The following is a 22,654-nucleotide window of genomic DNA, read 5'->3' as shown; positions in this document are numbered from 1 at the left end:
TTTTCCATCGTTTCAGTCATTAAACGGCAAAAAATATGGAAGGGATTGAAAGCTGTTGGAAATGAAAAAAAGACATAGCAACGTGGCTATGTCCAAATTCGGCAAGCACTTTATTTATTTTCTTCATCCATTCGCAATACGGCCATGAATGCTTCCTGCGGGATTTCGACAGAACCGACCTGTTTCATGCGCTTTTTACCTTCTTTTTGTTTTTCAAGCAATTTGCGTTTCCGGGAAATGTCTCCCCCGTAACATTTGGCCAGCACGTTTTTGCGCATCGCTTTGATGTTCGAACGGGCGATGATTTTTGTTCCGATCGCCGCCTGAATCGGCACTTCGAATTGTTGGCGAGGGATGATGTCTTTCAGTTTTTCCACAATCACTTTGCCCCGTTCATAAGCGAAATCCCGATGGACGATAAAGCTTAATGCATCGACTTTCTCGCCATTGATTAATATATCCATTTTCACCAATTTGGATGGTTTATATCCAATCAACTCATAATCGAAGGAAGCGTATCCTTTCGTGCTTGATTTTAAATGGTCGAAGAAATCATAAACGATTTCAGATAACGGCATTTCATAAATGATTGTTACGCGCGTTGAATCAATATAATCCATATTGATGAATGTGCCGCGTTTTCTTTGGCAAAGTTCCATTACGGCACCGACATAATCATTCGGCACCATGATGGTCGCTTTCACATACGGTTCCAGCACTTGGTCGATTTTTTGAGGCGCTGGCATCATGGACGGATTGTCCACTCTCACTTTGGAACCGTCCGTCATTTCCACTTCATAAATAACCGATGGCGCTGTTGTAATAAGATCCAAATTAAACTCTCTCTCCAGACGCTCTTGGACGATTTCCATATGCAACAATCCCAGGAAGCCGCATCGGAATCCAAAGCCCAATGCCTGGGATGTTTCCGGTTCAAATTGCAGAGCCGAATCATTCAATGCGAGTTTCTCAAGGGCTTCCCGCAAATCGTTATATTTTGCCGTATCGATTGGGTAAAGTCCGCAGAACACCATCGGATTCAATTTCCGGTAACCCGGCAGAGGCTCCTTCGCCGGACGGTCGGCAAGGGTGATGGTATCACCGACATTCGTATCGCTGATATTTTTGATCGAGGCCGTGATGTAACCTACATCTCCCACCGTCAACTCTTCGACCGGATTGATTTTTGGCGTATGTACCCCGACTTCCACCACTTCATATTCGGCGCCTGTCGCCATAAAGCGGATTTTATCCCCCGGTTTTACGGTACCGTTGACGATTCTGACCAATACAACGACGCCTTTATAGGAATCATAGTAAGAGTCGAAAATCAAGGCTTGCAACGGTGCGTCAGGATCTCCCGATGGGGCAGGGATTTTTTCGACGATTTGTTCCAGAAGTTCATCAATACCGATGCCGGCTTTTGCACTCGCCAACACGGCGTCTTCCGCATCCAAGCCAATCACGTCTTCGATTTCTCTGCGCACCTTTTCGGGATCGGCTGCAGGCAAATCGATTTTATTGATGACCGGCAATATTTCCAAATCATTATCCAGGGCCAAATATACGTTGGCAAGCGTTTGCGCCTCGATTCCCTGCGCCGCATCCACCACCAGAATGGCCCCTTCACATGCGGCCAAACTTCTTGACACTTCATATGTAAAATCGACGTGTCCAGGGGTGTCGATTAAATGGAAAATATAAATTTGTCCATCTTTTGCCTGATATTTTAACTGAACGGCATTCAATTTGATCGTAATGCCCCGTTCCCGTTCAATGTCCATGGAATCCAGCAGCTGTTCCTTCATTTCCCGTTCAGTCAACGCTTTCGTTTTTTCCAAAATGCGGTCGGCCAATGTGGATTTGCCATGGTCAATATGGGCAATAATTGAAAAGTTTCTGATGCGTTTTTGACGTTCTAATCGTTCTTCGCGATTCATATCTCCACTCCTAACAAATGCCTCCATGCGATCGTTGTCCGTCTACACTCGCTTTCGCAGGAGGCTTAAACTTTCCGTATATACTGTTCTGATTTATAGCGTATTCTTTCATTCTTTTGTTCTTCATAAAATATAAACTAAGTTGAATTATACTATGAACCGGGACGAAAGCACAATAATAAACAAGTATAGCAAAATAAGGGGCATACACGATTCGGTTCGTGCAAAAAAACAGCGTTTAAAAGAGGACCCTTTAAACGCTTACAAACGCGATCATTTTTCAACCAGACTGTTTGCCACCGCTTGTGCCAACACCGCCACCGTCCGGTACACTTCATCCTCCGTGTTATCGATGCCGCCGATTTCAATTAAAATAAATTCCTTCGCCAAATCTTGATTATACACTCCATCTACGCCCGTCCCCTTCTTTTCAATAATTCCCTTGGAAATATTCGGAATAATTTCATTCATGGAATTGCTGATGGTTTGGGCGATGGCCTTATTGGATTTGTAATTCGGGTTTTCCGCACCAATGACAAAGGACACTTTCGCATAGGAAACATTTTTATGGACAACGGTCGTCTTATTGCGGGAAGTGGAATCCCGATGAATATCCAAAATCAGGTCATATTGATTTGTCTTCAATTCTTCGGCAACATATGGCCTTACCGTTTTATATGCATCAACGATCGTTTTTCCGTTTTCCTTCAAAACGGACATCACATCCACATCAAGGGTGCTGGCTGTGATCCCGTTCAACCGGAAATAATCTTCAAACAGCTGATGCATGGAATATAAATTGGCTTGATCGTCATAAACGGCGACCATTCCCTTTTCATTTTCCAGAAACGGTTTATAGGTTTCATGGGAATGGGTGAACAACAGCAACACTTTAAACGGATCTTTTGGAGGCGCCACATCAGAAACTACCAAATCATTCGCCGCATAGAGTATCTTCTCTTCTGGTGTAGCAGGCACAAATTTCTCGTTGTTTGGGAAAGGCATCATTCCTATCACGATCGGTAACGAGAAAAAGAAAAGTATCGTCAGTACAAATCTTTTAAAATTTTTCATTTCAGCATCCTCTCCTTCCTCTACGATATGGAAGAGAGAGAATTTTTAGAACTAGTTCACTTTTTCCTCAATCCATCTAAACAGACAATTGCTGATCAGTGTCGAGTATTTCGTCATCCAAATATCGACTTCTTTTGGTGTCACAATCAATCGTTGGGAATTGGACAGGAGCACTTCTTCGAATAATTGTCTCCTTTCCGCTTTCGACCAGGTGGACCATTCGCCAAAAATCGGACGAATGACATTAAAGTCGACATCCTCCTCGGAAGTATCGGAAGTCCAGGCTGTGACAGCCAGTTTTCCGGAAGGTTTATCTTTCTCTTGAATTTTTTTCGCAATGGAACGGAATACTTTATCCACCGCATCGGCAATGATCACCGTTGCATCCACCACCGTGGGAACACCAATGGCGGTTACCGGAACCCCCAACACTTCTTTTGAAATTTCCGCCCGCTGATTCCCGACGCCGGAACCGGGATGAATACCCGTATTTGTGATTTGGATGGTTTTGCATAATCGGGATGTCCCCCTTGTCGCCAGGGCATCTATGGCGAGCACCAAATCCGGTTGAATTTTTTCTGTCAATGCATGGACAAAATCGCTCGTTTCAAATCCCGTCTGCCCAGTAACCCCCGGCGCATACAAAACAAATTGTTCCACATGGTTTTCCAACTGTCTCGCCTGCATTGCATCAATGGTAAAGGGTCCAATGGCGTCGGGTGTAATCGTCTTGTTTCCGAGACCAATGACCAACACTTTGCTGTCTTTTGTGAGCTCAATGTCTTTATGAATTTCATCAATATATTTCAGAAAAGATTCTGCCAATTGCTCGATTCTGTCATGGTCATCAATATTTAAAGTGGGAACCGTCAACGTGATGTATTGCCCTTCTTTTTTCCCGATTTCTTCGGCTCCTTCACTATTGACGGTCACTTTTGTCACTTTGACACGTTTTTCGTTGAATTCTTCAAATCGGACGCCTTCCGAGTCATCTAATTGCTCTTTTTGTTGTCTCGTCTGATGCTGTACGACCTCTTCCGTTTCATCTATCAGGTCTGTTCTGTTCCAATTGATTTCTTGCATGATGATCACCTCTTTTCTATCATGTTCATTCTGTCAAGTAAATATTCTTTGCATTTATGTGTTGCAATTAAAGATTTCCTTTTGTATAATGTTTTCTGTTGTATTAACAATTGATTAGAGAATTTATCATCTCGTATTCTTATTAGGAGGTGAAAACATGCCAAATATTAAATCAGCAATCAAACGCGTAAAAACAAACAAAAAAGCAAACGTTGCAAACTCTTCAGCAAAATCAGCTATGCGTACAGCTGTGAAAAAAGCTGAGCAAGCAATCGCAAGCGGTGCTGACAACGCTCAAGAATTAGTGATCCAAGCAACTAAAGCTCTTGACAAAGCAGCAAGCAAAGGACTCATTCATAAAAATGCAGCGAGCCGCAAAAAATCTCGTCTTGCAAAAAAATTAGCTCAAGCGAACTAAAATAAAAAGATCAATTGTTTTCCCAGACAATTGATCTTTTTTCATACGGAAACAAAAAATCAGGCTATTAAAAAGCGGAAAAACTTTTTAATAGCCTTTTTCTTTCTATAAACTTTTCAGTAAAAACATCTCCAAATATCTTTCCCTGTTGCCCCCGGTCGTTTTCAGCTGCAAATCGATTTCGGCCAGGTCGTTCAACGCCTTCAACAATCTTTCTTCCGTAGGGCGGTCTTTTCGATCCAGCATCAGTTTCACCCTGTAGGGATGGATTTTTAATTGCTTTGAGATTTGCGTTGGCGGATAGCCCTTTTTATGTAAATAATAGACGCTGTTCATTGTTCTTATGTTGTTTGCAAGCAGCCCCACCAATTTGATCGGCTCTTCCTTTTGGCGCAATAAATCATGATAAATCCGGAGAGCTTCAGGGGTGTTGTGGGCAAAATAGGCGTTCAACATTTTAAATGCATCATGTTCGAGGGTTTTCGCAACAAGATCCTCCACCAGCTCTTTTGTAATTACAACGTCTTCCCCCAAATAGAGAGCCATTTTTTCAATTTCCATTTGAAGCTGATTCATATTTTCCCCGACCATTTCCACCAGTTTATCCAACGCATCGTCTTCTATTTTTTTGCCCCATCTGGCCGCCTCGCTTTGGATCCAAACGGCCAAATCTTTTTCCCCCAGCGCTTCCGCGTGAAGCATGACACTCGTTTCTTTCATGAGCTTTGTAATTTTTTTGCGTTCATCCAATTTTTCATACGGGGCGGTAAAAATCGTAACGGCGAAATCGGAAGGGTGGTTCAACCAATTTTCAAGGCGCTTCAAATCATGTTCAATTTTTTCCGCCCCTTTCTCGGCCGCTTTCAAAAACGTGGCATTTCTGGCAACGATCAATTTCCGTTCAGATAAAAAAGGGAACGTATCCGCTTCATCGATGACAAAATCGACCGGCGTTTCTTCCAGATCGAAGGTGGTCATTTCCACTTCTTCCGTTTGGCTTAAAACCTTTTTTAACCGTTGGATCGTTTCATCTATGAAATAAGTCTCTTCCCCATAGATGCAATAAACGGGGGCGATTTTTCCACTGTCGATGTCTTTCCAAACTTTTGCAAACATTTCTTGAACCTCCAAAACTTTCGGTAACAATAGTATACACGATTCAAATAAAGAACTGTATTTTTTGTATAAATTGTGTCAAAATGAAAGAGAAAAGTAAGAGAATTTCAACAATCTTATATAGCTTTTTATAAACTATTGACTTATAATGGACTTTGAGTAGGAGGTTATCATATGGCAAATCATAATGAAAATTTCGTTACACATAACCCATTTGAAGGCGAAAATGCTTCTTGCAAACGCAATGACGCAATTGACGCTGGAGTAGGCTTCTTGGTATCATTCTTATTCTTCACATTAATGTTTGTTATTGCAATTATTTTTGATGCTGTAGCTTAATTTTCAATAGAGGCTGGGACAAAAGATAAAAAACACCATTTTCTCACGGGAGAAAAATGGTGTTTTTTTGATAATTGAAGAAAATTGATTTCCGTTCCGGGGACGCTTTCCGCGGGCCCGGCTCGAGCCTCCTCGGAGCTCAAACCTTCGCTCCTGCGGGGTCTCGAGACTCGGGCTGTTCCCGCAGGAGTCGCCCCGTCACTCCAATCATTTTTCTGTGGTATCAATTTTTTACAAAAAATTTTTTTGCAGCTCGTTCACTTTATTAGTTATGTCCCAGCCTCTTTTTTATCCTTCATTTTAGTAGTCTGCGCCCGCTTTAACTTCCATTTGCCGGTCTTTCACGACGATTTCAATAGTCCCCACTTCCCCTGTCGTGAGCGTTTTCAGACCGTTCCGTTGATACCGTTCCACCACTTCTTTATGCGGGTGGCCAAACCGGTTGTTTTCCCCTGCACAGAAAACGGTCAATACGGGCATCAATCGTTGTATAAATTCATCGCTGCTGGAAGTTCTGCTGCCATGATGGCCGGCCTTCAACAAATCGATTGCGGAAAGCTTTGGGTAGGTTGCAATCAGCTTCCGTTCCCCCTCCGCCTCCAAATCTCCTGTAAACAAGCCTTGAAAATCCCCCTTCTCCAAATATAGAACGAGGGAATCGTTGTTTCCTTCATACTTAAGATCATGGGGCCAAAGATATTGAAAGGTCACATCCCCTTCTTTCCATCCAAATCCCGCCATTTGCTCTTTGATTGGCACTTTTTGTTTCTTCGCCTCCGCAACCAAATCATTCATCACCGGCTTGGACAACGAAGAAGGAGTGATATGAATTTCACCTATCCGGATTTCCCTTAAAATTTCTTCCGCCCCTTCCACATGATCGCTGTCGGCATGGGTTAAAATGAACGCATCAATTTTCGAAATGCCCTTCCCTTTCAAAAAAGGAACGACAATCCGCTTGCCTACTTCAAAGGGAATCCCTTCCTTCCACTTTTCCTGTTGAAACCGCAAAACCCCTCCTGAATCAATCATATACACTTTCTTCCGATAAGGGAGTTCAATCACGATGCAATCCCCCTGCCCCACATCCACGAAGGTGATCACCAGATGCGGATTCAGTCTTCCGTGAAAATGAAGAAGGAGAACCGGAATAAATAAAACAGGAACTATGTATTTCAGTTTCGCCCGGCAATCGATTAAATAAAAAGCCATAAATACGCCGATATAAGCAATGGTTATCAGCCATAAGGGAGGCTTGCCCGGAATCCACATTTGGTAAGGCAGAGATTCCAGAAAGAACGTCAGGTTTGTGATCAGAAGCCGGAATGGCTCATAACATGCAAAAATGAGATCGGATAAAGGCAATGGAATGAAGGTAAGGAGCAGTAACCCGATATTGATGGGCAAGATAAGAAAGGAAAAAAGAGGCACGTAAAACAGGTTGACAATAAACGAGGAAAGACTGAGTTCATAAAAATGATAAAGCAAAAGAGGATAAACCATTAGCTGGCAAAGGAAAGTAACATAAAAAGACTTCTTCCACCAAATGTGTTCGGATTGCAAAAAACGGCTGGAATAAACCAAACTTGCCGTAGCCAAATAAGAAAGTTGGAAACCAATCTGATAAATCACCCATGGCCCCATCCAAACAAATCCGATGAAACTGATGGCAAGGGCATCATCCACTGCAAGCCGGCCTTTTAATCGGGAAAGCATGACAAGTTCCACTACCGCCACCGCCCTCCATACAGATGGGGCACCACCGGCAAGAACTGCGTAAACCGGCAAGGACACCATAAGAAGAACCGTCGCCATTTCCCTTCTTATATGTAAACGGATGAGACATTCATAAAAAAGAAAGGCAAGAATGGCAATATGCAATCCGGAGATGGCAAACAAATGGGTAATACCTAATTTTTGATATGCCCTTTTCGTTTCATCATCCACATCCTCCTGCCATCCGATGAGCAGCGCTTCCGCTTCGGGAGCCAATGTGGATGGAAAGGTTTTTTCAATATGTTTTTTCAAATGAAACCTCATCAGGCTGATTTTTTGAAGCAAGGATCTTTCCGTGCCGGCATATTGCAAATGTGAGATTTCCGCGATGCCACCAGCACCTTTGCTTTTCAAATAGCTTTGCATATGAAAACTGTATTCATGGTAAGGTCTTTTTGGCTCCACCACTTCCCCTTCCACATAAAACCGCTTGCCGGCCAAAGAAGTGGATTCAAATCGGCGCTTTTCCTCTTCGGAATTCAGCACATACGTTACATACACTTTTCTTCCATCTGCGTCTTTCATCAGCCCTCTTAACGTATCACCACGGATTTTATATTCATCCGTCCATGTATAAAACCCTGGCAAAAGAATCGGCTTTTCAATTTCGTTCAATTGAAATGAAACATAACAAAACGTGGCAAACCCACACATAAATAAGAAAACAAGATGAAAGGGATGGAACTTTTTAAAATAGGCATGAAACCCTAAGGGAAGTAGCAAAAGCAAAAGCCATACGGTCTCATGGGCGCTGACGGAAGCGATGAGCACCGCCAAAGCGAAATAAATCCATTTATGTTTCAGGATCAAATAATTTCTTCACCTGCTCTTCAAAAAGGGATAATTCTTTTTCATCGGCTCCCATTTCCCGCAATTTGTTCAATAAATCCACCGCCAGTTGGAATTTTTCATCCTTTAAAAAATCAATTTTCGACTTGTCGAAAGGCACTTGAACAACGCCCACCCCAGCCTGTTCCAACAATTGCATGGCATAAGGGTCGTTTTTATAATCGCTGGCATAATAAACGTTTTTGATGCCGGATTGGATAATTGCCTTTGTGCATTGCAGACATGGGAAATGGGTGATATAGATATCTGCTCCATCGGTAGGAATACCGTATTTTGCACACTGGAGCAATGCGTTAATTTCCGCATGAATCGTGCGCACACAATGGTTGTCCCTGATATAACAACCTTTATCAATGCAATGTTCCGCACCGGAGATGGAACCGTTGTAGCCCCCCGCAATGATCCGCTTTTCGCGCACAATCGTCGCACCTACACTCAGTCTTGGACAAGTACTTCGCAATGCCAATAGATGGCTTTGCGCCATAAAATATTGATCCCAAGTAATTCGCTCCATATGATTCCCTCCGTATTGTAAAATTGAAATTCTATTATATCGTAATGAGATCCTTCAGTTTTTCAAAGGTCTTTTCTCCAATGCCGGAAACATTTTTGAGTTCATCAATCTGTTTAAATTTCCCATTTTCTTCACGATATTGGATAATGGCTTTTGCCTTGGAAGGACCGATTCCCGGCAAAGTCGTCAATTGCGACTCATCGGCCGTGTTGATATTGACCAACGGATCTTTTTGGCCTGCTGTTTTCTGGCTTTGCACAAAAACCGGACCAACGGATGATGGTCCTTCCCCCTCAAGGGACTCCCCTTTTTTCGGTATGTAAATCACCATTTCATCCTGCAATTTTTGTGCGTGATTGATATAGTTGGAATCGGCTTCTTCCGAATAACCGCCTGCCATTTGAATGGCATCGATAATCCTGTCTTCGGTTGTCAGTTCATATACTCCGGGAAATTTTACAGCCCCTTTTACATCCACGACGGCTTTTGCGGAAGCGGGCTCTTCCGATTGAAGGGTTTCATTGTCAGCGAGAGTTTGTTGTTGAGGAATGGTTGAAATGAGTTCAGTATCATCTGCACGGTCTTGCTGAAGAAAATAAATGACCATGATGATGCAAAGGATTCCGGGTGCGGCCATCATTTTTCCGTACTTTTTGAAAATTTCCTGGAAAATTATTGCGCACCCCTTCCAGAAGGTAAATCATATGGAGCTACCAATATCATACCGGATTTACCTTCTGTTTGAAAAGAGGTCACTTCACGGCGCGGATAAAAATCCGTTCACTCGTTGCCGATGGCGTTTGTTCTTCCCAATCGGCCGTAATGTATACCTGGGAGAACCCCGCTTCTTCCAGCCAGCCCTTATACGTTTCGATCGGAAAGGTTCTCTGATAATGTTCTTCATCAAAACGTTCATATAAATTGGCGTCATCATCCAATACAAAAAAAGTGATGTCATGATAAACGGAATGTTCCGCATCCCCTTTTTCTGTATACCAAATATAGACGATTTCCCCATCATCATACGTAAATGGGCTCTGTAAAAAGATGTGATCCATTTTATAAAGGGAGTGCACGTCAAAAAACAGCTGTCCTCCGATGCGCAACGATTCATATATTCTTTTGAAGGTTTCTTTCACTTGCTGTTCTTCTTGCAAATAATTGATAGAATCGATCGGAATGACGGCAACATCGACTTCAGAAAACCCTTCCAATTCATCCATGGACATTTGATAGAAAGGGATGGACAAGCCCGCTTCCTGGGCCCGCTCCTCTGCCATCGCAAGCATTGATTCCGATAAATCAATGCCGCTTACCTGATAACCTGCCCGAGCGAACAGAATGGATAATGTCCCTGTTCCACAGCCCACATCCAACAAGGTTGGATATTCGGAACATGGCGCATGATTTGTCACCCATTCCACGTACTTTTCATATGGAATATCTTCCATGAGCACATCATATACTTCAGCGAACCGCTCGTAACTATTCACCTGCTGCCTCCACTTCGATTTGCGGCGCGTCTCCCCATAATCGTTCCAAATTATAGAACTGGCGCTCGTCTTTGTTGAAGATATGGACAACAACATCACCCAAATCGATCAATACCCAGCGGGCGTTATCGTAACCTTCCACCCTTTTCACATCAAATCCATGTTCCTCGGCTTTTTCCTTCACTTCTCTCGCAATCGCCTGGATTTGCCGGTCTGAATTTCCGTGGCAAATAATGAAATAATCCGCCAATAAGGAAATATTTTTCATATTTAATACGACGATATCTTCTGCATGCTTATCGTCCAATGCTTTATAAACTAGCTGTAAAAGATCTGCCATCGAGTAAAATTTCCTCTCCTTTTTTTAAACATATTTTGCGAAACAATCGAAAAGTTAAACAAACTATTTATAATAATCGTTGTAACATTCAATGGAAACAGGATAAATGGGCTGCTTTGTTTCCACCAAAAAAGCAAGGGAATGGCGGATACATGCACGCATTGCTTTATCCAAGTCTTCCTGCGCTTTCGCCCGCAATTTTTCAACTCCATCAAATTTGCGGTTTGGCTCAATCATATCCGCGATATAAATAATTTTTTCCAAAGTCGACATATTTGCCCGACCTGTCGTATGGTAACGGATGGCATTCAATATATCTTCATTGTCAATTTGGAATTCATTTTCCGCAATCCAGGCACCTACAGGACCGTGTAAAATCTCAGGTCCCCAATCCAATAATCTTGGATCCAGGCCATGTTCTTTCACGATGGTTTTCATCCATTCTTCATCGGCATATTTGGCCACATCGTGCAAAATGGCAGCGGTTTCTGCCGCCTTCATATCCGCTCCGTACTTTTCAGCCAATTGGATTGCAGTTTCCATTACTCCTATTGTATGAATAAATCTTTTTTCTGGCATTCGGGATTTGATTCGTTCCAAATATTCACTTCGCTCCATACAGACCTTCCTTTCGTATGTAAGCTTCCACTTCCGGCGGCAACAGGAATCTCAATGTTCCGCCCATCGCAAACCGCTTGCGGATGAGAGTGGAAGATAAAGAGATTTCAGGAGCCTCCACCATGATGATGTTATACGGCGACTCGGATTTCGTCCCTGGTCTTTTGATTCCAACAAACCGGACAAGTTCTGCAAGTTTCTCAATTTCATGCCAAGTGTGGAGCGTGTCGATCATATCTCCTCCGATGATGAAATAGAACTCCACATCCGGCTCCCGTTCTTTTAAAGCGACCATCGTTTCATACGTATAAGAAACTCCGCCCCGTTCCAGCTCAATCGTTTCCACTTTAAATTCTTTATAAGGTTTTACGAGCAGTTCCACCATGCGCAGCCGATTTTCATTCGTCGATTCATCATCCTTTTTTTTATGTGGAGCAATGGCATTGGGCATAAAGCGGACTTCGTCAAGCTGCAAGGCATGGTAAACTTCATTTGCCATAATCAAATGTCCGATGTGAGGCGGATTGAAAGTACCCCCTAATATGCCGACCTTTTTCATACATGAACACCCGACTTTATCGTTTATTTAGGTAATTGAATTCTTTTATGCTTCTTGGATTCTTTATATAAAACGACCGTAAGCCCGATCAATTGCACAAGCTCGGAATTCGTTCCTTCCGCCAAGGTTTCCGCCACTTCATGTTTGTCCATCTCGCAATTATCCAAAATGCGGACTTTGATCAATTCTCTCGCCTCAAGGGCATCTTCTATTTGACGAAGCATCTGTTCATTAACCCCACCCTTTCCTACCTGAAAAATCGGGGTCAAATGATGGGCCTCTGCCCGCAAAAATCTTTTTTGTTTTCCAGTAAGCATAATTTCCTCCTAGTAGTCTATTTTAATTGTTCCATCAATTTTTGCATCATGTTCTCTGTATCCGGATATTGGCCCAGCCAATGATGAAACGCGATTGCCCCTTGATGGACAAACATGCCCAATCCGGTGACAATTATAGCTCCCCGTTTTTCCGCTTCTGTCAAGAAAGGCGTCATTAAAGGATTATACACAATATCCGCGACAATTGTCTCCTTTTGCAAACGGTCCAAAGAAAACGGCAGCTTTTTTTCTCCAGTTGATAGGCCCAAAGAAGTGGCTTGAATGACAATGCCATATTGATCCAGTCGTTTTTCCGCTTCGTCAAGAGATAGACTTGTCCCTTCCCCAAGTTCTTCTATGATTGCCTGTGCTTTTGAGACCGTCCGGTTGGCGATGTCCACCTGTTGATAGCCATATTCCTTTAGCGCAAAAGCGATTCCCCTGCTTGCCCCTCCTGCGCCAATGAGGAGCACTTTTTTCTCCCGGTTCTTTCCAACGGCTTCTTCCAATGAATGGACGAAACCGGCGCCATCGGTATTATACCCTTTTAACTTGCCGTCCTTTGTCCGGACAACGGTATTCACCGCCCCCATTTTTACCGCCATGGGATCAATTTCATCCAAAAAGGGAATGATGGCTTCTTTATGGGGAACCGTCACATTCCATCCGCTTGCACCTAGCAATTTCAAGGCCGAAACCGCTTCTTTCAAATGCTCGCTTTTTACATGAATGGGGATGTATGCCGCATCAATCCCCATTTCCTGGAACCAGGCATTATGCATAAACGGCGATTTTGAATGGGCGATCGGATCGCCAATGACAGCAAACCATTTCTTCATTTTCCCAACCCTCTTCTCTATTAAATTAACGAAGGACGGATAAACACTTCCACCCCTTTAGGAGCATGGCAAGCTACAACCGCATTCGGCTGCTGCACCGTAATCCATCCCAGACCGGAAATGACAATGTCCGTCTTCCCTTCCTTGATGGAAAACTCATGGCGGACAAACTCCGGCAAATACTCCAAATACTCTTTGGAAGGAGGCGATAAAAGCTCCCCTTTATGTTCTTCATACAACGCATCCGCTTTTTCCAGCTTCGTGCGGTGGATCGGCAAATCGTTCGAAACATAAATGGTGAATGAATTGCGGTTCCCTTTCAGAAAATCAAATCGAGCAAGCCCGCCAATGAATAATGTCTGGTTGGAATTCAATTGATACACTTTCGGCTTTATTTCCTTTTTCGGCGTGATGTACTTCAATTCGCTCTCATGAATATGGTGGGCCATTTGATGATGGTTGATAATCCCGGGCGTATCATAAATGGCTTTTCCATCATCCAATGGAATTTCAATCATATCCAATGTTGTGCCAGGGAAATGGGAAGTGGTAATCAAATTGCCTTCCCCTGTCACCCGTTTGATGATTTGATTAATGAACGTGGATTTACCGACATTTGTACAGCCCACAACAAACACGTCTTTTCCGTCGCGGTACTGTTCTATCGTTTCAATGACTTCATCCATGCCATACCCTTTATGGGCGCTCACCAGCTTCACATCAACCGGGAATAGACCGAAATCGCGGCAGGCCCGTTTCAGCCAACGGATCACTTTTTCCCGTTTGACGGACTTCGGCAACAAATCGGATTTATTTGCGACGAGCAGAACCGGATTGTTGCCCACAAAACGATGTATACCCGGTATGAAACTGCCGTTGAAGTCAAAGATATCGACAATTTTCACGATGAGGCCGTCGTGTTCACTTAAGCCGTTCAAAATTCTCAAGAAATCATCATCCGTCAACCGGACCGGCTGAATCTCGTTGTAATGCTTCAACCGGAAACATCTTTGGCAAATGATTTGTTCCTTTTCCAATGTTTTTGGCGGTGCATAGCCCGGTTCTTCCGGATTTTCCGTCTGTATTCTTACACCGCAGCCAATGCAAGTTGGCATTTCCGTCATTATCTTTCCTCCCACATCGTTATTCCTTTTCGTCTTAATACATTAAACAAGCGCCGTTCAAAAAATCGGTTAAAGCGCGTAACAAAGCCGTCCGACTCCGCAACTGGACGGACTAAAAACGTATAGAGATTTAGCCGCTTTGCCCCCAAAATATCCGTGAGCAATTGATCGCCAATCATGGCAACCTCTTTTTTATTTAATTGCAATTTTTTTAGCGCCGCTTTGTAAGCCTGTCCAAGCGGTTTTTTCGCACGGTAAACGTAAGGGAGATTTAACGGCTCCGCAAACCGTTTTACCCTTGCTTCGCTGTTGTTGGAAGCGATGACAATCTGTATGCCCGCTTCCTGCATCATCCGCATCCACTTCGCAACTTCCTCCGTTGCGTCCTTTCGATTCCATTCGATTAATGTATTATCTAAATCGGTAATCAAGCCGCGAATTCCCAACCGTTTCAATTTCTCGGGCGTAATTTCAAACACGGATGTTACAAATTCGTTTGGCAAAAATAACTTGTACAAATCCCTTTCCTTCCCCTTCACAAAATTTTTTATATTCCATTATAGCATAACCTTCGATTTGAAACCTATGTAGCGGATGCATTCCATCGCCGGCCGCCATCCCCAAATAATAGTACAACATTTGAAACATTTTCTAAACTATCAAATAATCAGCATTTCTATCAATACCCCATCCCATTTCCCTTTTTTCTACAAAATGAGCCTAATTGCGCATTTTTGCATAAACTATTTCATATAATGTCGAAAAAAGCGGAAAGGATGTGCTCCTTGGGCGGTATATTTGCATCACTGATTCAGCTGTGGCTAGACATCCCCGCATTCCTCGGATACCTCAAAGGCCAGGCATTCCACAAACCATTCACATCAGAAGAAGAAGCCGAAGCGATTGAACGGTTTCTGGCAGGCGATGAACAAGCAAGACTGGATCTGATCGAACGCAATATGAGGCTCGTTGCCCACGTTGTAAAGAAATTCCACCCACCCCACGAACAATTGGACGATTATATTTCCATTGGAACCATCGGATTAATGAAAGCGGTCAGCAGTTACACCCCGGATAAAAAGACCCGCCTTGCCACTTATGCGGCACGTTGCATCGAAAACGAAATACTCATGCATTTGAGAGCCCAAAAAAAGGTGCAAAAGGACGTGTCTTTGTTTGAACCGATCGGTGTCGACAAAGAAGGACAATCTTTGCAAATCCGGGATATATTGCAGCTGGATGAAAAGCCGGCCATAGAGAAAATCGAACAAAAAGAAAGCTTCGAACAATTGTATTCTTATCTGAACACATTGGATCCAAGAGAATTGGAGATTATCATTTACCGTTACGGCCTGAACAATGAAGAACCGTTGACGCAAAAAGAAATCGCCAAAAAATTAAATATTTCCAGGAGCTATGTATCCCGCATCGAAAAGAGAGCTCTTGTGAAATTGTACCAGCAATTTAAACATAATCAAAATGAAAGAGAGAGGGAACGGGAGAAAAAATTAAAAGACTGAGCCGGCTCTTCGGCAGGGCCGCTCAGTTCTTTTTTTCAAAAGAAAAAGAGGCTGGGACATAACTAATAAAGTGAATGAGCTGCAAAAAGATTTTTTGTAAAAAATTGATTGGAGTGACGGGGCGAGTGCTCCTGTCGCGCACGCTTAGTCGCAAAGCAAAAGCTTTCCTGCGGGAACAGCCCGAGTCTCGAGACCCCGCAGGAGCGAAGGATTGAGCTCCGAGGAGGCTCGAGCCCAATGTCATCAACTTAACGTTACATTTAATGGAAAATAATATTTAATTTAACTTTTATAAAATTAGGTAATAAGCCTCTTGTAATTTTAAAAAGGCCACCAAAATCGTTTTAGAATCCAATTTTTGGTTAATAAAACGAGGATGGTGGTTTTTTTGAAAACAAAAAGTACTTTTTTAGGGGCAATTGAGATTACTCGAAAGTTGCTGAATGATGTGATGTTTATGCTTGAATCTCGGACAAAAGAAACGTATTTTACACGAAAAGAAAAGAAGTTAAATTTTAAAAATACTATTCTATTTAGCTTAAACTTTGTTAAAAAGAGCCTCCAAATTGAACTTGACGACTTTTTCGACAAATTTAATTTATCAGAAATTAGTATTTCCAAACAAGGCTATTCAGCCGCACGAAAAAAGATTTCTCCTCTCGCTTTTGTAAAACTTACAAAAGCGATTGTGAATTGGTATTATGAAGAAAATTCCTTTAAAACTTATCGTGGATTTAGACTTTGCGCAATCGATGGAAGTGTGCTCCAAATTCCTGATACTGAGGAGCTTCGAAATTATTTTGGGTATGGAAAAAATCATAAGACAAGTTATGCAAGAGCTAGTGCCTCTTGTATTTACGATCTTGAGAATGGAATCATTATTACTTCTAGAATCAATCCATATAAGGTAGCTGAGCGAGATAGTGCAAAGGATATGATTGAAGAACTCGTACAAATTGGATTAAAAAATGATCTTTTTTTATTTGATCGAGGGTATCCATCGAGAGATTTTATTGCCTATTTAGATGCCCTTGGTATCAAATATGTGATGCGATGTCAAAAAAATACGATAAAGGAAATTGTCGAAGCGAAAGATGCTGATCAAAACATTCATATAATACATAGGAAACAAGTGATTACTGCTCGTGTAGTTAGATTCCCACTGGATTCTGGCACGGAAGAAATACTTGTCACAAATTTAACCGAGGAAGAGTTTGATATCTCTGAGTTTAAATCTCTTTATTTTAAACGCTGGGGAATTGAAACAGAATATAATGATGTGAAAAATAAAATCGAAATAGAAAATTTCACGGGTAGTTCGAAAATCGCAATTGAACAAGATTTCTATGCATCAATATATTTATCGAATATGGTCAGTTTATTGAGAAATGATGCCAATGAAACAATTAATGAGGAGAGTAAGAAAAAAAGACGAAAACATGATTATCAAGTAAACACAAATATCTTAATAGGAAAATTAAAAGATAGGATGGTTCACTTATTATTAGAAGATTGTCCAATCAAAAGAGAGAGAATGTTTACAAAAATCATGAAAGTGATTATAAGAAATAAGACACCTATTCGGTTTGGGAGAAGTTACCCACGAAGGAATGGTCTGTCCTCAACAAAGTATCCCCTAAACCAAAAAAGGTGTCTATAAACAATACGTAGGATAAATATAACCTATTTGTTTATTAAATGTAAATAAATTAGGGGCTTAAAAAAATAAAAATTTAAGCCCCGGGCATCCTATTGCCTTTTTTAGCCGATTTTAGAAAATTATCAACACTTTGTAGGTTGAATAGTATTTTTAAAAGTAGACAACCAGATGGTTGCCTACTAACTGTAAATTATTGGTTGTATAAGTTTCTGACATTGGGCTCGAGCCGGGCCTGCGGAAAGCGTCCCCGGAACGGAAATCAATTTTCTTCAATTATCAAAAAAACACCATTTTCTCCCGGGAGAAAATGGTGTTTTTTATCTTTTGTCCCAGCCTCCGTTGAATCATTATTTTTTAAATTTAGCCAAATCGCTGTTTGCACCGTAATAAGCGATAAGCCCTACAAGTGCAGTAATCGTAACAGAAACTAACATCAATGTTAATTCCATAATTTAACCTCCTCATCAATATAACCGCTTACCTATATATTACTTTTTCCAAAATGATACCGTCAAGACCTTCTCGAGACCTTATAATTTCTCGATGGTTTTTAATACGATCTCCGTTGAATGTTTCGCCGCCAAAGGCAGAAATTCATCGAAACTGATATTGGATTCCTTTCCTGCTATATCCGATAATGCGCGAATCACAACGAAAGGCGTTCCGAAATGGTGGCATACTTGCGCCACGGCAGCCGCTTCCATTTCGCACGCTTTCATTTGCGGGAAATGGTTCCGCACCGCTTCCACCCGCTCCGGATCGCTCATAAAGGAATCGCCGGAACAAATCAATCCTACACCGTATTTATGATCTCCGATTTCTTCCACCGCTTCGACCGCCAATTTCATTAATTGTTCATCGGCTTTAAAAGCGGCAGGCATTCTTGGCACTTGCCCCATTTCGTATCCAAAAACGGTGCAATCCACATCATGGTGGCGCACTTCATCCGAAATGACGACGGAACCCACTTCCAGCTCCGGATCATATCCTCCAGCAGAACCGGTGTTGATCACCGCATCCGGTTGAAATTGATGCAGCAAAATCGTTGTGGACATCGCCGCATTCACTTTTCCGATTCCGCTTTTTAACAGCACGACATCTTTGCCTTTATATGTACCCGTCGTATATTCGCAGTTGGCAATGGTCGTCACCTGTTTATTTTCCAGCGCTTCCCTCAACAGTTCCACTTCTTCCTCCATTGCTCCGATGACTGCTATTTTCATTCATTTTCCTCCTCTGAATAACATCTATTCCAAATTACCGGAAAAGATGGAAAAGGTCAATTCTTTGGAATTTGTTTCAGCACTTCCACTTTGATTGGAATCCAGCCGGAATTATCGATCCATTTGATATGAACCCGGAATTTTTCGGTCAAATCTTTCGATGAAACAACGGCAACGGCCCCTTTCCCCGTTCCGTCATTTCGTACGGACCAATAAATGATATCATCTTCCGGCAACTCAACGGCATTGCGGATGGTGATCAATTTTTCCTCATAGTCGACATGTCCTTCTTCAAATGCGGAAACGTGTTCACCTGTTTGTCTTGTCGGCGTCACTTTCCAGTTATTATTGACGATGACTTTTTCCACATTTGCATCCGTCGAAGCGGAAACGATGATTTCATCTTCATCCGCTCCGGATTCAACATCGCCCTCTTCATGGTTATTTTGTTCATTGTCATCTATAAAATCATTTGTATCCTTTTCCTCCGATGGATTTTCCTTGTGTTCTCCATGGTCATTTTTTTCTTGGACCGACTTTGTATCTTCAGCCACTTCATGATCCCCATCATCTTTTACGATAAAATAAACATTGATCACAATCAAAGCAAAGACGATGGCAATCAGCACATTCAGGATTCGGTTCATTTTTCGTTTATTGTCAGAATGTCGTTTCATTCTACGGCTTTTCATTTCTTGGTCTTCCATTTCCATGCAATTCCTCCTTACTACTACTTTCCATCTTACCAATAAAATGAGAAAAACGACGACTTCCAATAAATTTTTAATATAGTTGTTAAAAAAATATTACAAATGAAAAAGTCGACAAATTTCTTGAACCAAAATTTGTCGACCATATTGATGACTGGTTATATAGTTACTCGTTGGAAGAACGGATTTTTACGATTTTTACTTCCATTTCTCCACCAGGAGTTGTGAATTTCACTACATCTCCCACTTTATGGCCAAGAAGGGCTTTTGCGATTGGAGAATCGTTGGAGATTTTACCTTCAAACGGATCCGCTTCGGCAGAACCGACGATGAAATATTCTTCTTCTTCTCCATCAGGCAATTCAACAAATGTAACCGCTTTACCTAAAGTGACGATATCAGCCTCATTTTCATTTTCTTCAATAATGACAGCGTTGCGCAACATATTTTCGATCGCAGAGATACGGCCTTCCACAAAAGCTTGTTCCTCTTTGGCGGAATCATACTCGGAGTTCTCTGACAAATCGCCAAAACCGCGAGCCACTTTGATGCGTTCCACCACTTCTTTACGTTTTTCTGTTTTCAAATATTCCAATTCTTTTTCAAGCTTTTCTTTACCCGCTAATGTCATTGGGTATTGTTTTTCGTTTGACAACTCACTCACTCCTTAAGCAACATCACTTTTGTAATGCAATCATTTTCGCTTATTGCAAAATTTTTCTTATATATGATAAAACCCGGTTATTAGAAAAGCATATGTTGTGTTGGAACCATGAAGAACCAACGGATGCCCTCTAATAACCGAATTTTATATCGCAATATATAAAATTGTTTCGAATTGTTAAAATCATGCAAATAATACAATATTCATCATAGTACACATTGCATTTAGTTTCAAGTCAATTCGCTATTTTTTATTTCTTCTTCTCATCATATTATAACGATGTAATGGCTGATCCACTTTGAATTTCACGATTTGCAACGGATGGTTTGCCACCTCGATCGGCTCGCCGTCTTCATTCCACATTTGGCCGACCGTCATTGTGAAAGTGTCAATTTCCGGTCCGAAAAATTCAACCGTGTCGCCCGTCTTGAAGTAGTTGCGTTGCTGCAATGTGACCATTTGTGTATTTTCATCATAATCAAGCACAAATCCTGCGAAATCCCAATCCGGTTTTTTCGCATGGAAACCGAACATTTGCTGTTTGTAGCTTGGTTCGCCTTCAAAGAAAGCGGAAGCTGTTGCGCGGTTCGCACAACGATCCAATTCTTCCAGCCATTCCCGCTTGATTTTGAAATTGTCAGGATCGGCGCAATAGCTGTCGATCACTTTGCGATAAACTGAAATAACGGTTGCAACGTAGTGGATGGATTTCATGCGCCCTTCCACTTTTAATGAATCGATTCCCAATTCAATCATATGCGGGATGGATTCGATCAGTTTCAAATCTTTCGGGCTCATCGCAAATGGAGCATCGCCTTCATTGAATAAAGGCACTTGTTTGCCATCCACGTTTTCATACAAGTCGTAATCCCAACGGCAACTTTGACAGCAGCCGCCCCGGTTGGAGTCCCGTGCCGTCATATGGTTAGATAATACACATCGGCCTGAATAGGCGATACACATGGCTCCATGAATAAACGTTTCAATCTCAATATCCACTTTTTCTTTGATAAGGCGGATTTCTTCCGCACCTACCTCACGGGCTAAAACCACCCGGTCCAACCCTTCAGATTTCCAGAATTTTACCGCTTTCCAGTTCGTCAATGATTGCTGTGTGGAAAGATGGATTTCCAATTCCGGAGCCACTTTTTTACAAGTCTCGATAATCAGCGGGTCTGCAACGATGATGCCTTTGACGCCGACATCAGCGATCGCGCGCAAATATTCTTCGAGTCCCGCCATATTTTCGTTATGGGCGTAAATATTCGTCGTCACATAAATGACCGCCCCATATTTTTTCGCGAATTCCACACCTTCGCGCATCTCTTCAATCGTAAAGTTATCCGCGTTGGAACGCAAGCCGAATTCCTGGCCGCCGATAAATACCGCATCTGCCCCGTAATGGACAGCCACTTTCAATTTTTCCAGGCTTCCCGCAGGAGCAAGCAATTCCGGTTTTTTTGTAATGACGCGTTTTCCTTCAATCGTTTCTCGGATGTTTTCGTTTTGGATCATTTGTAAAGCCATCATACCCCTCCTTTCTTAATACACGGTTTCTTTATAAATAAATCCAGTATCCAATGGACGCAATGGCGGTTGAATGGCTTTGATTTGTTCATACAATCCATCTTTGATTTCATCGTACGCGTCTTCCCCTTCATCGAAATACGCATCGATGGCCTGGCGGTAAAGCTTCGTCACCGTTGTAATGTATTCTTCCGTTTGCAAAATTCCATCAATCTTCAATGCATCGATACCCGCTTCAAAAAACTCCGTCAATTCATCAATCAAACAAATGTCGTTTGGCGAGAAAATATGTGTGCCATTCATATCTTCATAAATAGGGTAACGATTGTTCCGCTCTTTGTCATGCAGGAACATATTTTTATTTTCTTTGCGGTTTTCCACTTCCATCACTTCGCCGCGATACAGGAAGTAATTGCCCAACAATTTCCGTTTGGATTGGAAAATGCAGGTCATCCCGTGCACTTGCACTTCAATTTCGTATTTTGAGTTTTCTTTGATTTCCAAGATTTCATCCAATGAGAGTTCGCGGGCCAACACTGCACGTTTCGCTCCTCTGTCTCCCCAATAATTCACTTGGAACCAGTTTGTTGCCGTCGTTTCAGGATTCCAATGCAATGGAATGTCGATGCCAAATTCCCGGACAGACACAACAACTGCGGGATCTCCAAACAAAATGGCATCCGGACCGATTTTCTTCATCTCTTGCAAATATTCATCCAACGCTTCAATGCGGTCGTTGTGGAATAAAGCGTTGCAAGCGACATACACTTTCTTGCCCGCCTGATGAATCATTTCCGTCGCTTCTCTCACTTCATCAACGGAAAATTCACCCGCAAGACGCAAGCCGAATTTTTGTTCTCCGATGACAAATGCATCGGCACCCGCATCAATCAATTCCTTTATATGTGGCAGTGACTTCGGCGTCACAAGCAATTCTGGTTTTTTCAAATA

Annotated in this window: 24 protein-coding genes and 1 pseudogene; 4 read left to right on the top strand and 21 right to left on the bottom strand. The window is 42.2% G+C overall.

Features of this window, described 5'->3' with window-relative positions:
* Positions 1 to 110: 110 nt before the first annotated feature.
* From lepA to gpr, 3 genes are all read right to left on the bottom strand, one after another.
* Positions 111 to 1,940 carry a translation elongation factor 4 gene (lepA, locus tag NSS77_RS13375; protein ID WP_342469187.1) on the bottom strand — a complete coding sequence of 610 codons (1,830 nt, stop codon included), beginning with the start codon at positions 1,938 to 1,940 and terminating at the stop codon, positions 111 to 113.
* A gap of 273 nt (positions 1,941 to 2,213) precedes the next feature.
* Positions 2,214 to 3,014, bottom strand: coding sequence for a stage II sporulation protein P (spoIIP, locus tag NSS77_RS13370; RefSeq protein ID WP_342469186.1), 801 nt, complete (start codon positions 3,012 to 3,014; stop codon positions 2,214 to 2,216).
* 51 nt (positions 3,015 to 3,065) lie between these two features.
* Positions 3,066 to 4,097 carry a GPR endopeptidase gene (gene gpr / locus NSS77_RS13365; RefSeq protein ID WP_342469185.1) on the bottom strand — a complete coding sequence of 344 codons (1,032 nt, stop codon included), beginning with the start codon at positions 4,095 to 4,097 and terminating at the stop codon, positions 3,066 to 3,068.
* A gap of 157 nt (positions 4,098 to 4,254) precedes the next feature.
* Here gpr and rpsT point away from each other — a divergent pair, with 157 nt between their 5' ends.
* Entirely contained in the window at positions 4,255 to 4,515 is a 261-nt protein-coding gene (rpsT, locus tag NSS77_RS13360; protein WP_342469183.1) for a 30S ribosomal protein S20, read from the top strand.
* A gap of 105 nt (positions 4,516 to 4,620) precedes the next feature.
* On the opposite strand, the gene holA is transcribed toward rpsT, so the two are convergent.
* Positions 4,621 to 5,631 carry a DNA polymerase III subunit delta gene (gene holA, locus NSS77_RS13355; RefSeq protein WP_342469181.1) on the bottom strand — a complete coding sequence of 337 codons (1,011 nt, stop codon included), beginning with the start codon at positions 5,629 to 5,631 and terminating at the stop codon, positions 4,621 to 4,623.
* 174 nt (positions 5,632 to 5,805) lie between these two features.
* On the opposite strand from holA, the gene NSS77_RS13350 reads away from it, so the two are divergent.
* Positions 5,806 to 5,970 carry a YqzM family protein gene (locus NSS77_RS13350; protein WP_342469180.1) on the top strand — a complete coding sequence of 55 codons (165 nt, stop codon included), beginning with the start codon at positions 5,806 to 5,808 and terminating at the stop codon, positions 5,968 to 5,970.
* Between the two features lie 3 nt (positions 5,971 to 5,973).
* Here NSS77_RS13350 and NSS77_RS13345 read toward each other — a convergent pair.
* The 12 genes and pseudogenes from NSS77_RS13345 to NSS77_RS13290 all read right to left on the bottom strand — a co-directional run.
* Positions 5,974 to 6,162, bottom strand: a pseudogene (locus tag NSS77_RS13345) (hypothetical protein); the annotation flags it as partial.
* Between the two features lie 108 nt (positions 6,163 to 6,270).
* The gene (locus NSS77_RS13340) at positions 6,271 to 8,556 is read right to left on the bottom strand and encodes a DNA internalization-related competence protein ComEC/Rec2 (protein WP_342469179.1); all 2,286 of its coding nucleotides are present in this window, start codon (positions 8,554 to 8,556) and stop codon (positions 6,271 to 6,273) included.
* Positions 8,540 to 9,109 carry a ComE operon protein 2 gene (locus tag NSS77_RS13335; protein ID WP_342469178.1) on the bottom strand — a complete coding sequence of 190 codons (570 nt, stop codon included), beginning with the start codon at positions 9,107 to 9,109 and terminating at the stop codon, positions 8,540 to 8,542. The genes NSS77_RS13340 and NSS77_RS13335 overlap by 17 nt, the downstream gene beginning before the upstream one ends.
* Positions 9,110 to 9,143: 34 nt before the next feature.
* The gene (locus NSS77_RS13330; protein ID WP_342469177.1) at positions 9,144 to 9,749 is read right to left on the bottom strand and encodes a helix-hairpin-helix domain-containing protein; all 606 of its coding nucleotides are present in this window, start codon (positions 9,747 to 9,749) and stop codon (positions 9,144 to 9,146) included.
* Between the two features lie 112 nt (positions 9,750 to 9,861).
* Positions 9,862 to 10,602: a class I SAM-dependent methyltransferase gene (locus NSS77_RS13325; protein WP_342469176.1), complete on the bottom strand. Its 741-nt coding sequence runs from the start codon at positions 10,600 to 10,602 to the stop codon at positions 9,862 to 9,864.
* Positions 10,595 to 10,942: a ribosome silencing factor gene (gene rsfS / locus NSS77_RS13320; RefSeq protein ID WP_342469175.1), complete on the bottom strand. Its 348-nt coding sequence runs from the start codon at positions 10,940 to 10,942 to the stop codon at positions 10,595 to 10,597. Before rsfS ends, NSS77_RS13325 begins: the two co-directional genes overlap by 8 nt.
* A gap of 63 nt (positions 10,943 to 11,005) precedes the next feature.
* On the bottom strand, positions 11,006 to 11,560 hold the full coding sequence (yqeK, locus tag NSS77_RS13315) for a bis(5'-nucleosyl)-tetraphosphatase (symmetrical) YqeK (RefSeq protein WP_342469174.1): 555 nt from the start codon (positions 11,558 to 11,560) through the stop codon (positions 11,006 to 11,008).
* On the bottom strand, positions 11,547 to 12,119 hold the full coding sequence (locus tag NSS77_RS13310) for a nicotinate-nucleotide adenylyltransferase (protein WP_342469173.1): 573 nt from the start codon (positions 12,117 to 12,119) through the stop codon (positions 11,547 to 11,549). The genes yqeK and NSS77_RS13310 overlap by 14 nt, the downstream gene beginning before the upstream one ends.
* A 23-nt stretch (positions 12,120 to 12,142) precedes the next feature.
* Complete coding sequence (gene yhbY / locus NSS77_RS13305; RefSeq protein WP_342469172.1) at positions 12,143 to 12,436, bottom strand: ribosome assembly RNA-binding protein YhbY; 294 nt, start codon at positions 12,434 to 12,436, stop codon at positions 12,143 to 12,145.
* Positions 12,437 to 12,453: 17 nt separating this feature from the next.
* On the bottom strand, positions 12,454 to 13,275 hold the full coding sequence (aroE, locus tag NSS77_RS13300) for a shikimate dehydrogenase (protein WP_342469171.1): 822 nt from the start codon (positions 13,273 to 13,275) through the stop codon (positions 12,454 to 12,456).
* A gap of 20 nt (positions 13,276 to 13,295) precedes the next feature.
* Positions 13,296 to 14,399, bottom strand: a complete 1,104-nt coding sequence (gene yqeH, locus NSS77_RS13295) for a ribosome biogenesis GTPase YqeH (protein ID WP_342469170.1) — start codon at positions 14,397 to 14,399, stop codon at positions 13,296 to 13,298.
* Positions 14,399 to 14,917 (bottom strand): YqeG family HAD IIIA-type phosphatase, encoded by a 519-nt coding sequence (locus NSS77_RS13290; RefSeq protein ID WP_342469169.1) that lies wholly within the window; start codon positions 14,915 to 14,917, stop codon positions 14,399 to 14,401. The genes yqeH and NSS77_RS13290 overlap by 1 nt, the downstream gene beginning before the upstream one ends.
* 267 nt (positions 14,918 to 15,184) lie before the next feature.
* Here NSS77_RS13290 and sigK point away from each other — a divergent pair, with 267 nt between their 5' ends.
* Both sigK and NSS77_RS13280 read left to right on the top strand, forming a co-directional pair.
* Positions 15,185 to 15,919, top strand: coding sequence for an RNA polymerase sporulation sigma factor SigK (gene sigK, locus NSS77_RS13285; RefSeq protein WP_342469168.1), 735 nt, complete (start codon positions 15,185 to 15,187; stop codon positions 15,917 to 15,919).
* A 388-nt stretch (positions 15,920 to 16,307) separates the two neighbouring features.
* Positions 16,308 to 17,579 carry an IS4 family transposase gene (locus NSS77_RS13280; protein ID WP_208650901.1) on the top strand — a complete coding sequence of 424 codons (1,272 nt, stop codon included), beginning with the start codon at positions 16,308 to 16,310 and terminating at the stop codon, positions 17,577 to 17,579.
* A 530-nt stretch (positions 17,580 to 18,109) separates the two neighbouring features.
* Here the strand turns inward: NSS77_RS13280 and mtnN are convergent.
* The 5 genes from mtnN to NSS77_RS13255 form a co-directional block, all read right to left on the bottom strand.
* Entirely contained in the window at positions 18,110 to 18,802 is a 693-nt protein-coding gene (gene mtnN / locus NSS77_RS13275) for a 5'-methylthioadenosine/S-adenosylhomocysteine nucleosidase (RefSeq protein ID WP_342469167.1), read from the bottom strand.
* Positions 18,803 to 18,858: 56 nt separating this feature from the next.
* A complete protein-coding gene (locus NSS77_RS13270; protein WP_342469166.1) occupies positions 18,859 to 19,515 on the bottom strand; it encodes a YrrS family protein in 657 nt (218 codons plus the stop codon).
* Between the two features lie 163 nt (positions 19,516 to 19,678).
* Positions 19,679 to 20,167, bottom strand: a complete 489-nt coding sequence (greA, locus tag NSS77_RS13265; RefSeq protein WP_342469165.1) for a transcription elongation factor GreA — start codon at positions 20,165 to 20,167, stop codon at positions 19,679 to 19,681.
* A gap of 252 nt (positions 20,168 to 20,419) precedes the next feature.
* Positions 20,420 to 21,691 carry a U32 family peptidase gene (locus NSS77_RS13260; protein WP_342471284.1) on the bottom strand — a complete coding sequence of 424 codons (1,272 nt, stop codon included), beginning with the start codon at positions 21,689 to 21,691 and terminating at the stop codon, positions 20,420 to 20,422.
* Positions 21,692 to 21,718: 27 nt separating this feature from the next.
* Positions 21,719 to 22,651, bottom strand: a complete 933-nt coding sequence (locus NSS77_RS13255) for a peptidase U32 family protein (protein WP_342469164.1) — start codon at positions 22,649 to 22,651, stop codon at positions 21,719 to 21,721.
* Between the last annotated feature and the right edge of the window lie 3 nt (positions 22,652 to 22,654).

Origin of the sequence: Ureibacillus sp. FSL K6-3587, from assembly GCF_038593165.1 — a bacterium.
GTDB classification, from domain to species: Bacteria; Bacillota; Bacilli; order Bacillales_A; family Planococcaceae; genus Ureibacillus; species Ureibacillus suwonensis.
The sequence above is the reverse complement of the archived record's forward strand: the minus strand, read 5'-3'. Positions and strand labels throughout refer to the sequence as shown.